Raw genomic sequence first — 13,814 nt, 5'->3', positions numbered from 1 at the left:
TTAAAATGTCAACAGATTTAAACACAAACAATTCTTCGCAAACTCTTTTCAGGTTTGCAGCGATGAGAAATCCGGAATTATCCGATCCTAAAAACAAAAATAGAAGATTTGTATTCAGAAAAGAAATTCATAAAGGAGTTTTCGATGAGCACATCTCAACAGACAAAACATTACAGGCTGTATGCAGAAGAATAGATGAGCAGCAGCTTATCACAATGTATTCAGAAGATAATTTAATATCAATCAATCCCGCTTTTCACGATCTGGCTGTATGGGTTGCAAGAAATAAATCAACAGCCTCAAAAACTGAATTCGATGTAAAAGTTGAAACTTATAAAGCTTCAAATACATCCCCTTACATTGCCAATATGAAACTGATTTGGGATAATTTAATTTATCAGGTGGTTACCCAAAAAGATTTTTATGCAAAAGAAACATTGATGCAGTTTCTTCACCTGAATCATATTCTTGAAAACTATGACGGTACAGAAGAAGCATTTGAAGACTTAAAGAAAGCCAAAGTTGTTCTTCCAAAAGAATTATTTGCAACTCCTTCTGTAAATTTTGGTACTGCTGCCACATCTTCTACCCAAAGAACGGTTTTCAACAATACCGCAATGAGATTTGCCGAAGCATCATACGAACTGAAGGAAACTCAAAAGCTTGCCGATTCTTTATCCAAGCTAGAAAAAAAATACAGAACACAATATGATGAAGCCCAAAAGTCCGCTTATAATGAGTATCAGCAAAACGTAAAACCTCTTTTGAGAGAAGTACAAAGAGAAGCCACTGAAGCCGACAGAAAAAAGCAGATCCTGGAAAACAGAATCAATTATCTTACACAGCTCAGTATAGCCGATCCGGAAAAGTTCTATGCCAACAGCGAGCTTGAAATGGAACTTCACCGCATAAAGGAAGAAATCATGGAAATCACTGTTTCTGACACTGAAATCCCTGAATTTGAATTCCATTATGAAACTCCGGAAATTGATGCCGCTGAAATAGGAAGAGTTCTTGGTCAGCAAGAGCAGAATGCATTATGCAGATTATTCGGAGCTTCTACTGTAGCGGAAGCTTTATCAGGAATTAATACATTCCAAGAGCTTAATGATAACATCCATCAGAATAATCAGGCATTACAACAGACTGTACTGAACAATACGGTGATCAACCAACAGGTTTCTGCTAAAGTCGGAGGTGTTGTAATTCCGGTTACTACCAATTCATCCTCATCAGGGTATATCCCATTCAGTATTAAAACATTTGCAAGAAGCTCAACGGAGTGGAGCCTTATATTAGCATTTAACGACCATATAGACTTGGTTTCCGCACAATATAAAGCGACGGTCAACAATACTGAGATTTCTTCAACAAGTTTTTCTTCTTTAGGGGGAGGATCATATCTTTTATTTGATATGCCTAAAATTTTAGTTTCTAAAACTACGGTAGTCGAGCAGTTTGTTGTGGAAGGGAAATTTACATCAGCTAATGGTGTGGTGTACGATTTTAATGTTACTCTGTTTGTTGATCCTAATGATTTAGACAGAACAACAAAACAGTATCATTTCCGTGGTGCCGATGGATGCCTCCCTCCCGAAAATCCACCTAAAGGAAATCCGCCTGTAGATCCGACTATTGAAACTTTTATCCCTTCCGGATTCGGAATGAAAAATATCGGGGTTGCAGACTATCTAAAGGTTGAGCAAAGCACCTACTGCTATGTAGAAGGAGACGTTGCTCATATCGAAAACATTATGGCGCGCGAGTACAAAGAGCGTGCAACCAGAAGACTAAAAAGAAGCGAATCTCAGACTACCAAATCTTCAGAGTCTGAAAAAGAAAAACTGACAGATACTACAACAACCGAAAGGCACGAAATGCAGAGTGAGATTTCTAAAATCTTACAGGAATCGAAAGACTTTGCCGCCAACGCTGGAGCACAAGCAAATTGGAAAGTTGGTAACTCTGCAAGTTTTGGAATCTCTGCAAACGCAAGTTACGCCACTCACAATTCAAAAGAAGAAAGTAATCGACAGGCGGTAACAGAAGCTAAAGACATTACAGCAAGAGCTTTAGACAGAATCGTTACCAAAGTAAAAGAAGAACGTATTGATAAGATTCTTGAAGAATACGAAGAAAACAATAAACATGGTTTCGACAATACAAAAGGAAGCAATCATGTTGTCGGAGTTTACCGATGGGTAGATAAGGTAGTAAAAAACCAAATCTACAATTATGGTAAACGTATGATGTTTGAGTTTATGATTCCTGAACCTGCTAAGCTTCACAATTTAGGAATCAAAATGATTGACGAATCGGAAAAATTGATTAAACCTGTAGATCCGAGAGAATCAACCATACATAAATTGGAAAATTTCATGTCTTTAGATGGTCCAACTGGCGAAATTATTTTAAAATACTGGATCAGTAAGTATAATGTTGAGATAGAGAAAAAACCAGAAGAATATGTATATGTAGGAAAAGCATTTTCAAACACAGTCGGAGAGTCTAATACTAAGTCTGAATGGGATGAAGCTATTGCAGGAAGTGCAGAAATTCAAATTCCAGAAGGTTATGTTTCTATTGGTGCAAGAGGATTTGTTCAATCGGGAGGAGAAGGTACTTTAGGACACTTTTTGAGAATTGGTGGTGAATATATGGATGGGACTTTGGTAACGGTTGGTAACTTCTATCCTTCAATTCCAGTATCATTTTCTAGTATTGCGGCTCATGCCGTTGATGTAAATGCAACTGTAAAATGCAAGTTGACTCAAGAAGCCAAAAACGCATGGCATCAAAAAACCTTCAATAAAATCATTGAAGCCTACGAGATTGAATTAGACCAATACAACCAAGCTTTAGCAGAAGCAAAAGCTTTAGGTGTAGAGATTAAAGGTTCAAACCCAGGCTTCTACAGAAAGATTGAGAATACCATTTTAAGAAAGAATTGTATTTCTTACATGATCAGTCAGAATCCTTTTACTGAACTTACTTTCGGTAAAGGAAAATATCACAATAACGGCTTTACTTCCGGTGTTGAAACTTTCCTAAATACCGATATAAAAGTTGATTCAAGCTTAGATCAGTACGCCGCCTTCGTGAAGTTTATGGAACAGGCTTTTGAATGGGACATTATGAGCTACTACTTCTACCCTTTTTATTGGGGAGAAAGAAACAAATGGTCACAAATGTATCAGTTTGATGATAACGATCCTACCTTCAGAGCGTTTATGCAATCAGGAATGGCAAGAGTAATCGTTACCGTAAGACCTGGTTTTGAAGAAGCCGTAAGACACTTCATGGCAACCGGACAAATCTGGAACGGCGGTGAAGTTCCGGTGATTGACGATCCGTTGTTCTTATCTATTGTAGACGAAATGCGTGCTGCTGTCGGTAAAAAACAGGGCGAACCGTGGAGAGAGAAAATCCCAACTTCACTTACCATTCTTCAGGCAGATTCTATCGGTCTAAGAGTTGAAAAAGCTTTGCCTTGCAATTGCGAACCGGGAGTAAAGTTTGACGATCAGTTAGGCGAAATGTGCGGAAGCAATTTTGCACTGAACAACAATCAGCTTGGTCAGTCTTCAGACAAATGGATAGAGATTAGTTTTAATGAAATGGATGATGTTTCGTTTACGACAATTCAGGATTTCAAGGATGTGGGAGTTTATCCTAAAACATTTGAATGTTTGGGCAATTCATTTGAAATAGATGGTGAATTGACAGGATCAGATTCTTCAATAAAACTTTACAAGCGTATTGCAGAAGAAGTTTCACAAATTGAAGGTGTAGAAGCCTATCCTACCGGAGAAAACGGAATCACCTTTAAAGTAAATGCGAGACTCATTAAGAGCTTTGACTTTAAAGAAGTCAGCATTAATTCTGATGACAGGAAATTTGTATTTACTACAGATGCAGATTCTTACTTAAAAGTAATTTACCCTCTTCCTGATTTTGGAATTACAAGAATTTTAGACAAACAGGGACAGACTTTGTCGCCGGAAGAATACGAAAATCAGGCTCCGCTTTCTAAGTTTTTAGTCTAATCTTTTAAAATTTCTCATCATGAATCGGGCAAAACCCGAGATTATTGGGCAGCACTTTTTTGTGCTGCCTTATAATCCTCATGAAATTTTTGAAAGTAAATAATGAATTGTTTAACAATTAAAAAAAACGAAGAAAAATGGACACATTACAATCACCACAAAAGATTTTGGAAGAATGGAGAACAGATGATTTTATCAACAAGCAATATCTTTGCTATGAACTTCGAAGAAAAAACTATTTTTCTAATCACTATATTTTAGACTATAATATTGACAACTACGATTGGCATGCTGAACAATCATCAGTTTCTGATCGGGAGGAAAACACAATCCGTTTAAAAACCTACCTGAATAAAAACAAAGAACTGGTAGATTTGGTTCGGATGCAAACCGAAATAGAATTTGATATTGACTTAACAGAAAAGAAGCTACACTTTCGGCTGAAATACTATTTTCATAGAAATGCAAATACAGAAAGCCTTCGTAGAAAAAAAGCAATTGTTTTAGAAACATTTTCATATAAGGAATTCAAAAACCTTGTACAATATGTGGGTTATGGAGATTTTGAAAAAGACACTTCATATAATTATCTCGGATATTTTTCTAAAATTTACGAATTCTATTTTAACCAAGCGAGTACTCCAGAACAGTTGATATTTCTGTATACCAATACACCGGATTTTGTCTTTGAAAGAATGGCATTGGATGATGAAAAGGTGATGCAGCATCTTATCACTCTTACAGAATATGATGATAATGGCTTTTTTAGCGGTTGGAAAGATGGAAGCTCTGCCTTGGTAAATGTCTTCAAAGCTTCTTCTCCCGGTTACATCATGAATCGGTTCAGAAAAGAACCTGAGCTTTGCAACAGGATTTATTATAACCTCGATGGGATAAGCTATGCTGATGGAAAGCCGCAATCTAACCGAATCATTTTTGCGGGAATCATGCGGTCTTTCGCACAAAATCACAAGATAAAAGAGGATGTCCCAATTTTTAAAATTAAAAAAGGCTATAGAGTAAATACAAAAGTTACTGAACTTTCGGGAAAAGTCTTGGGTTTATTTGGTTTGTCTGATGAGGAAACATTCTTTCTGCAACAACAACAAGAACAATATATTGAAGTAGAAAATTACGAAACGGATGATCTTGGGGTAAGTACAAATGCTAAAAGCATCACACAAAAAACAATATACAAAGACTTAGATGAAGGAAGGCAGTTTTTACCATTAGAAATGGTATATTTTGAAGAAGAGTTTGATGGGGTTACTATGATTACGAAAGTTCCGGCAATCTATGTAAAAGCTTTAGCGGATGCAGAAAAATGGGCAATAATAAATGACAGATTGCGTATTGTAGCAGATATTGCCGCTATTATTTTGGGAGTAGGTACTCTTGCGACTACGGGAAACCCTTATCTTCTTTTAGCTGCCGCCGCAGATCTCAGCCTTGCCATACCGGATCTTACTATACAAACTTTTCGGGAGGAAATAAAAAAACTTCCTGGCGGGGAGCAGTTTCTTAAAGATTGGGATCTTATTTATGGAATTGGCGGCGCTATTGTAGCAGCACCACAGCTTATTGTTTCTTTTTACCGGGGAATTTTTGTATTGCTGCCCAAAGCTGCAAAAAATGTACAGCAGGGTTTGAAAGCTTCTGCAATTTCAGTATTTTTGGATTTAAATAGCGAGGCCTTCCAAAGACAGGATTTGAGGCTGTTTCAGAAAACAGAATGGGTAATACCAAGCGGAGGGTTCTTTTCAAAGACGGTAGAATGTGATGCTTTAGTACAAAATGGGGCTTTCTTTATGGAGCTGGATGCTGCAAATACTTTGGGTCAAATAGAAAAAGGTATTAACCCGGATATAATAGGAGCGATAAGTCCAAGCAGAAAATTTGCTTTAGTTTACAAAGGAGAAATTGTTGCTCAAGGTAGCCGCTATGATAAAGTCTACCAAAAGACCTTAATGGATTTGAAGAGGGCGAGTTATGATGTGGAAAAGGTTGAAGATATACTCAAAGGATTGCTACGAGAAAAAATTTATATTAAATATGCAGAGAAATTTGATGCAAACTTTGTACACCATTTAAGTGGAGATGTTGCTTTAGAAAGTTTAACAATTTTCTTTAAAGAAGACTATTATATAGTACGAAAAGGACAAGGTGGACATTGGCTGAATGAATTTTTAAAAGTAGATGTTATAATTGAACCTCCAGGAATAGCAAGAGTTGCAGATTTGCCAAATGACCTTCCTTTTACAGCAAGAGTAAAAATTAAAAGTTTAAAAGGAAAGTTATTTCCCAAAAGTGCAGAATCATCTATGTTTCCAAAAAACTGGAGTATAAAAAGAATACAAGAGGAAGTAGCTTTGGTATATGAAAATACAGTTGCAAAAGGCTTGAATAAAAGACCTCGACAAGTTGATGATGTATTTGATAAATATGAAGGTTTGTCTACAAATGGTTTCAAAATTAGATTAGAAATAGATGAATTTGGCAATATTGTTAATGCTCACCCAATGCTTTAATTTTAAAATAATATAGAAATGAAATATAAATTTGAAACTCAAAAATTGGATATTGATAAATATCCATACTATTTTATAAGACTTGAAGAGAGAATATATTACCCATTAGGTCGGTTTAGTGATTGGGGGTGGACTCCTCAAAAAGTTCAGACAATCATCGATGGCGTAAAATTAGGAAAAATAAAACCTTATGGAGAAGAGTACAATTGGGCTTCGGAAGATTTAGAAATCTATGTAAACCAAAAAGGGGTTTTACTTATAGATATGCTTGCCCAAAGAGCAGGCAAGCAAGATCCAAAGTCCTCTACTTTGGAACTTAAACACGAAGAGTTTTTACAATTTTTACAGGATTTTAAAAAATTTGTAGAAAGTAATATTTAAAAATTAACCAACGGCAACCGCAAGTTGCCGTATTTTATTTTCAAAAAATTTCATAATTTTTAGATTTAAACACAGTAAGATTTGAGAGACACTAGCTAAGGTTTTTACAAACTATATACTGGGTAGTTCTTCAAAAACTATTCAACCTCCCTGTGTACACTGTTTTTATATTACCAAAGGAGTAAAATTTGTTGGATTTTAAAATTTTGTTTAATCAATTAAATATTTTAAATATGTTACGAATACAAAAGAATGATAAAGATTTAAAAATTCCTAGATTAGATGGCGGAGGTGTTCCAATTTTTTATTATAAAGAAAAACCATTTACTGGAATTGTTTTTTCTAAGTATGACAATGGCGTTGTTTTTAAAGAGGAAGAATATGAGAACGGTTATCAAGAGGGTTGGATACGATATTATTTTGAAAATGGAAAGTTAAATCAAGAATCAAATAACCATAATAATATAACCATTGATGATACTTTCAAAGAATGGGATAAAGATGGTAATTTAATTTCCTCTTTTTAAACACTAATGACAACTTTTTGGTTGCCATATTTTTATTTCCTTATTATCGGACAGCGGAGTTTTCCAAAGGAAAGATTTGCGCTTGTTTCAACAGACAGAATGGGTAATCCCAAGTGCAGGGTTCTTTTCAAAAACGGTAGAATGTGATGCTTTAGTACAAAATGGCGCTTTCTTTATGGAGCTGGATGCTGCAAATACTTTGGGTCAAATAGAAAAAGGTATTAACCCGGATATAATAGGAGCGATAAGTCCAAGCAGAAAATTTGCTTTGATTTATCAAGGGGAAATTGTTGCTCAGGGTAGTCGTTATGACAAAGTGTATCAAAAGACTTTGATGGATTTGAGGCGAGCAAGCTATGATGTAAAAAAAGTGGGAGAAATATTAGAGGACTTAATAAAACAAATAAAAATAAATAAGATAATTGAAGAAGATGGTTGGGCTTTTATTCGGGGAGTTGAAAATGAAAATGTTGCTAAAGCTTGGTTGGATAGTGATGGAGAGTTTAATATTTCAATTGTCACAAAAAACACTTCTTTAGAAAAAAACGGAAGGAAAATATTCAAAAATTTATTTAATTTTATTAATAATGAATATGATGAGATTTTCAAGATTAGAGGTACTTGGAGAGCAAGTAAAAAAATTGGAGATAATTTGTATTCTTTCAATGAGTTTATTAAAGCAGGAATGACACCAGAAAATGCTGCGAAAAGAACTTTTACTGGTAAAATGGCAAACGAGTTAGGCTTTACTAATGTTAAAATAGAAGATACTACAATTAAAAACTCTGATGGAATTTATATTTCCGTAGATGTTATATTCTTAAAAAATAAATAATTATGACTATAGAAGAAAAATTGAACCTTATTGGTTTTAAAGGATTTGTTCATTTAAAGAAAGAGCAAAGAGATAATAAAAATAGAAAAGTTTTTAGTTCAAGTTATGATAATAAGGAATTTGATATTGTTTTAATAAAAGAAACTAAAAAATGGACTATAGAGAAAATTAATGATGGTAATTTGATTGCCAATTTATTAATGTTGAACAGCATTAAAATAGATGATATAATATTTTTTTTCAAAAACTATTATTATAAAGATGAAGAATTGTCTAAGTATCTATAAATTTTACTGTAGAGACTGTCTAGAAAGGGCAGTCTCTTTTACTTATATAATATTTTACTTTTAGTCTACAAAGGCGAAATTGTTGCTCAAGGAAACCGTTATGATAAAGCGTACCAAAAGACTTTGATGAATTTGAAAAGGGCAAGTTATGATGTGGAAAAAGTAGAAGATATACTCAAAGGATTGCTACGCGAAAAAATTTATATTAAATATGCAGATAAATTTGATGCAAACTTTGTACACCATTTAAGTGGAGATGTTGCTTTAGAAAAATTAACAATTCTTTAAAGATGATTTTTACATTGTACAAAAAGGACAAGGCGGACATTGGCTGAATGAATTTTTAAAAGTAGATTCTGTATTAGAACCACCAGGAATAACAAGAGTTGCAGACTTGCCAAAAGATGTACCATTTAAAGCAAGAGTAACAATAAAAAGCTTAAAAGGAAAGTTATTTCCCAAAAGTGCAGAATCATCAATGTTTCCTAGAAACTGGAGCGTGAAAAGAATAAAGGAAGAAGTAGCTTTGGTGTATGAAAATACTGTTATGAAAGGAGTAGGGCTAGATCCAAATTCTATTAATTTGAAATTTAAGAAATATAAGATGAAGGACTCTTTAGGAAACTTCGATATTCTTATTGAGATTGATGACTTAGGAAATATTATAAACTCATATCCATTATTATAAAAAATTAAAATTAAAATGAAATACGACTTTAAAAAATATGATTGGGATGGTACAGTTATGTATGGCGTCATATCTGAAAAAAAAATATTAAATAATTTTGGAAGTTGGGGGTGGACTCCTCAAAAAGTTCAGACAATCATCGATGGTGTAAAATTAGGAAGAACAAAACCTTATGGAGAAGAGTACAATTGGGCTTCGGAAGATTTAGAAATCTATGTAAACCAAAAAGGGGTTTTGCTTATAGATATGCTTGCCCAAAGAGCAGGCAAGCAAGATCCAAAATCTTCAACCTTACAACTTACTCATGAAGATTTTTTAAAATTTTTAGAAGATTTTAAAAAATTTGTAGAAAGTAACAGTTAAAATTATCTAGAGAAGGCTGTCCAAAAATTTGGGCAGCTACTTTTTTTGTTTTAGAAAAATTAAAAAAAATCCTACTACTAGAAATTGCCCCGCTGCCGCACGAATCCCTTCGTGTCGCTTTTCCTTTTAACAAAGTTTCTCAAATTGTAATTTTATTTATCTTTATAAAAACATAAAGATGAGTAGAAATTACAAATTCCACAATCCCGAAGGATTATACTTTATAAGTTTTGCCGTTGTAGGCTGGCTTGATGTATTTATCCGAAATGAATATAAAGAAATTTTTTTGGAAAGTCTAAGATTCTGCCAAAAGAATAAAGGTTGGGAAATTCATGCTTGGTGCATTATGTCAAGCCATGTGCATTTGGTTTTCAGAAGTATAAATAAGCAGAAACCAGAACTTCTTATTGGCGATTTAAAAAGATTTACAAGCAAAGCAATTGTACAAGCAATAAAAGAAAATCCTAAAGAAAGCAGAAAAAAATTTCTGCTGGATTTCTTTCTTAAAGAAGGCTCAAAAACATCGAATGTGAGTCAATATCAATTTTGGAGACACGATAATAAACCCATTGAACTATGGAGTAATAAAGTTATTTTCCAAAAAATTAATTATGTACATCAGAATCCTGTGGAAGCAGGTTTGGTTTTTCGTGCAGAAGACTACAGGTACAGCAGTGCTGTTGATTATGCTGATGAAAAAGGTTTGTTAGACTACATTGTTGTTTTTAGAATGTTTGATTTGTAATATCAGACCACACGATATAATCGTGCGGCAGCGGAGGGATTTGCCTTCGGAGGGGGATGATTTGAAAGAAATAATTAGACGTATTATTAATAGAGTTAATAATGAACAGGCAGAAATTATAACAAAAGCTAAGAATGGAGACGAGATTGCTAGGCGTTTGTACGATCAAAAAATAGCCGATACTTGGATAGAAGAATTAGGAGAAGTAATAGAATATATAAAATATCAATAATATTATGAAAAGAGAAAAATTAAATTTTGAGCCGTTCTACTATGTAGAACCGATGCGGATAATTGACGATCCTATGGAAAGTTTTAAAGAACTTATGAAATTTGATGAGGAAAAAACGGAAATTGAAAACTATCTAAAACATTGCACTCTTAAAGATTTTATTTGGGTAATTGTTGCTATTTTTAAAAATGAGTATGCAGATGGAGCATTATTGAGCTCTTTTATTTCGAAAACTATTACAAAAGAAAAAAAAACTGATGGAGTTTTATATTTTAAAGAAACTCAATATAGAAAAGATTTGAAATCTTTGAAATTTAAATATAATATAGAAGATCATTTTGAGTATTTAGAATTTGAGTTTGTAAATCCTTTTGCACAGATTACAAATACTGTAGAGGAATATTTAATCGGGAAAAACTATTCAAAAAACGGAGACAAGTACACAGTAAACTCCGATAGCGGAATAGAATACATTGAAGCGACTCCTACTTTCTTTAAATTAAAAGCGAACATGAAAAAATCAAAAAGATTTCATTAATAGTCAAACCACCTGCGGGTGGTTTTTTTTGTAAGCAAAACTTACAGGAGCAAGAAATGCTGCTGGGAAAACATTATCAGAATACCTATTTTGGTTAGAATTATTATCTTTATCAGGTGAGCTTACCGTAGCCATCCCCCCGCTGCCGCACGAATCCCTTCGTGTGGCTTCTATTTTAAAACTACTTCAAAAGTTTTATCTTTATATAAACATAAAGATGAGCAGAAATTACAAATTCCACAATAACATGGCTGTTTTAATAACAATTTCCATTAGTATAAATATTAATACACTTCCATAAAAATCATTTTTAAATTCATAGGTTTTTACGATAATTATCATACAGACAATCAGAGGACAATTCGCCAAAAATTCCGTAAATTTGCCCCTGATTATGACACAGTATAATAATATTCATCAGACATCAAATTTTGCTGTTTTATCCATCAGCTACGAAAAGGCAGATGTGGAAACACGGGGAAAATTTGCTTTTTTTGATGATAATATTAAAAATTTTGTTGAAAGAATCCATCAGGAAAATCTGGGAGATGCATTTGTAGTTTCCACATGCAACAGAACCGAGATTTATACCACTACTTCCAACTATCTTTTTGTGGCAGAAGAATACTGCAAAACCATTGGCGTCAATCTTTCAGATTTTCTGCAGTTTGCCAATATCTTAACGAAGGAAGAAGCTTTGAATCATCTTTTCAGAGTTGCAGCCGGATTAGAAAGTCAGATCATCGGAGATTTTGAAATCATAGGACAGATCAAAAAAGCCTATGCCCGATTCAAAAAAGAAAGGAAAAACTCCAATCCGTTTCTGGAAAGATCCATCAATTCTGCCATTCAGATTTCCAAAAAAATAAAAAACGAAACCGCAATCTCAAATGGTGCTGCATCTGTATCTTATGCAGCGGTGCATTATATTTTAAACAACCAGAAAAGAATTACCGAAAAAAATATTCTTCTTCTCGGAGTTGGGGAAATCGGACAAAATACGGTAGAAAACCTGGTAAAACATGTTTATCAGCCGAAAATCAAAATTGCCAACCGGACTCAGGAAAAAGCAGCAAAAATTTCCGAAAAATACAATATCCCGAATATTGATTATGGAAATTTTGAGAGAGAACTGGAAAGCACGGATATCCTTATCGTGGCAACCGGGGCAAAAGCGCCGATCATCAACCAAACTCACCTGAAAAACGGAAAAGAAATTCTGGTCATTGATCTTTCAATTCCGAATAATGTTCACACCACTGTTTCGGAACTTGAAAATGTAACTTTGATTGATGTGGATGAACTTTCCAAGCAGATTCAGGAAACCATTCAGCAAAGAGAAAAAGAAATCCCGAAAGCCGAAAAAATTATCAAAGAAATGGCAAAAGACTTTCTGGAATGGGAAAAAAAGAGAAAACTTGCGCCCAACATTCATCACTTCAAAGCGGTTCTGAAAAACATGGAACGCAACGAAATGCATAATTTCTACCGAAAAAATAAATATGTCAATATCAACGACATGGAGCTTTCTGACAAGATGATTCAGAAAATTACCAGCCGATTTGCAAAATATATCATTGATAATCCTTTGAAAGCCGAAGAAATTAGTAAATTAATGCACGAAATTTTAGTTGAACAACCCAATAAAGAATTCAATGAAAAGCATTAGAATAGGAACCCGAAATTCGGCACTTGCACTTTGGCAGGCAAGAGAAGTAGCAAGGCACTTACAAAACCTTAATCACCTTACAGAAATCATCCCGATTGTTTCTTCGGGAGACAAAAATCTCAATCAGCCTTTATATTCTCTGGGAATTACGGGCATTTTCACGAGAGATTTGGATACTGCTTTGTTGAATGACGAAATCGACATCGCAGTTCATTCTTTGAAAGATGTACCGACTAAACTTCCGGAAAATATTGAGCTGATCGCCTACCTCGAAAGAGATTATCCGCAGGATGTTCTCATCAGAAGAAAATCTGCCGAAAATAAAGAATTTCACGAACTTAAATTAGCAACCAGCAGTTTAAGAAGGAGAGCTTTCTGGCTCAAACATTATCCGGATGCAGAGTTTTCCGACATCAGAGGCAATATCCAGACCCGGCTTCAGAAACTCGAAGAGCAGGATTTTGATGCCACACTTTTGTCATTGGCCGGAATCAAAAGGATGAATATGGATATTGATTACGAAATGCTCCCTTTAATGATTCCTGCGCCGTCTCAAGGCGTAATTGCCGTTGCCGGACATTCTGACAAACAGGAGATCAACGACATTCTGAAACAAATTTCTCACAAAGAAACACAAATCTGCGTAGAGATCGAAAGAAATTTCCTTAGCACACTGGAAGGCGGCTGTACCGCTCCCATTGGTGCTTTTGCAGAAATAGTAGAAAACCAGATCCGCTTTAAAGCAGCACTCTGCTCGCTGGACGGAAAAAATTATATTGCAACCGACGAAAGTTTTGAATACAATGAAGAAGAAAATTTCGGTGAAAAATTTGCCAATATCGTACTTGAAAATGGAGGTAAAGAACTAATGGCTGAGATTAAAACACAAATATAAGCTATTAATACAGAATGCGTTAAATATTTTTCATCTAATTATTTAAAAGAGACTTCTCAATTTATATTGATCTGAATCTT

Annotated in this window: 14 protein-coding genes; all 14 read left to right on the top strand. The window is 34.3% G+C overall.

Annotated features, from left to right (window positions below; translation table 11 throughout):
- The first annotated feature begins 5 nt into the window (after nt 1–5).
- The 14 genes from FOL89_RS03340 to hemC all read left to right on the top strand — a co-directional run bounded on the left by FOL89_RS03340 (nt 6) and on the right by hemC (nt 13,734).
- Complete coding sequence (locus FOL89_RS03340; RefSeq protein ID WP_144281432.1) at nt 6–4,046, top strand: hypothetical protein; 4,041 nt, start codon at nt 6–8, stop codon at nt 4,044–4,046.
- A gap of 137 nt (nt 4,047–4,183) precedes the next feature.
- The gene (locus FOL89_RS03335) at nt 4,184–6,574 is read left to right on the top strand and encodes an EndoU domain-containing protein (RefSeq protein ID WP_144281431.1); all 2,391 of its coding nucleotides are present in this window, start codon (nt 4,184–4,186) and stop codon (nt 6,572–6,574) included.
- A gap of 18 nt (nt 6,575–6,592) precedes the next feature.
- Nucleotides 6,593–6,955, top strand: coding sequence for a hypothetical protein (locus FOL89_RS03330; RefSeq protein ID WP_144281430.1), 363 nt, complete (start codon nt 6,593–6,595; stop codon nt 6,953–6,955).
- Between the two features lie 233 nt (nt 6,956–7,188).
- Nucleotides 7,189–7,482, top strand: coding sequence for a toxin-antitoxin system YwqK family antitoxin (locus FOL89_RS03325; protein ID WP_144281429.1), 294 nt, complete (start codon nt 7,189–7,191; stop codon nt 7,480–7,482).
- An 82-nt stretch (nt 7,483–7,564) separates the two neighbouring features.
- On the top strand, nt 7,565–8,317 hold the full coding sequence (locus FOL89_RS03320; protein WP_144281428.1) for a hypothetical protein: 753 nt from the start codon (nt 7,565–7,567) through the stop codon (nt 8,315–8,317).
- Between the two features lie 2 nt (nt 8,318–8,319).
- Complete coding sequence (locus FOL89_RS03315) at nt 8,320–8,604, top strand: hypothetical protein (RefSeq protein WP_144281427.1); 285 nt, start codon at nt 8,320–8,322, stop codon at nt 8,602–8,604.
- A gap of 126 nt (nt 8,605–8,730) precedes the next feature.
- Nucleotides 8,731–8,892, top strand: coding sequence for a hypothetical protein (locus tag FOL89_RS17495; protein WP_185146899.1), 162 nt, complete (start codon nt 8,731–8,733; stop codon nt 8,890–8,892).
- 13 nt (nt 8,893–8,905) lie between these two features.
- Nucleotides 8,906–9,292 (top strand): EndoU domain-containing protein, encoded by a 387-nt coding sequence (locus FOL89_RS03310; protein ID WP_144281426.1) that lies wholly within the window; start codon nt 8,906–8,908, stop codon nt 9,290–9,292.
- A 15-nt stretch (nt 9,293–9,307) separates the two neighbouring features.
- Entirely contained in the window at nt 9,308–9,655 is a 348-nt protein-coding gene (locus FOL89_RS03305) for a hypothetical protein (protein WP_144281425.1), read from the top strand.
- A 178-nt stretch (nt 9,656–9,833) separates the two neighbouring features.
- Nucleotides 9,834–10,400: an REP-associated tyrosine transposase gene (locus FOL89_RS03300; protein ID WP_144281424.1), complete on the top strand. Its 567-nt coding sequence runs from the start codon at nt 9,834–9,836 to the stop codon at nt 10,398–10,400.
- A 61-nt stretch (nt 10,401–10,461) separates the two neighbouring features.
- Nucleotides 10,462–10,632 (top strand): hypothetical protein, encoded by a 171-nt coding sequence (locus FOL89_RS17490; RefSeq protein ID WP_185146898.1) that lies wholly within the window; start codon nt 10,462–10,464, stop codon nt 10,630–10,632.
- A 4-nt stretch (nt 10,633–10,636) separates the two neighbouring features.
- Nucleotides 10,637–11,170, top strand: a complete 534-nt coding sequence (locus tag FOL89_RS03295) for a hypothetical protein (protein ID WP_144281423.1) — start codon at nt 10,637–10,639, stop codon at nt 11,168–11,170.
- Between the two features lie 394 nt (nt 11,171–11,564).
- Nucleotides 11,565–12,839 (top strand): glutamyl-tRNA reductase, encoded by a 1,275-nt coding sequence (gene hemA, locus FOL89_RS03290; RefSeq protein WP_144281422.1) that lies wholly within the window; start codon nt 11,565–11,567, stop codon nt 12,837–12,839.
- Nucleotides 12,826–13,734, top strand: coding sequence for a hydroxymethylbilane synthase (gene hemC, locus FOL89_RS03285; protein WP_144281421.1), 909 nt, complete (start codon nt 12,826–12,828; stop codon nt 13,732–13,734). The genes hemA and hemC overlap by 14 nt, the downstream gene beginning before the upstream one ends.
- The last annotated feature ends 80 nt before the right edge of the window (nt 13,735–13,814 follow it).

The organism is Chryseobacterium echinoideorum (assembly GCF_007474535.1).
GTDB lineage: Bacteria > Bacteroidota > Bacteroidia > Flavobacteriales > Weeksellaceae > Chryseobacterium > Chryseobacterium echinoideorum.
The sequence above is the reverse complement of the archived record's forward strand: the minus strand, read 5'-3'. Positions and strand labels throughout refer to the sequence as shown.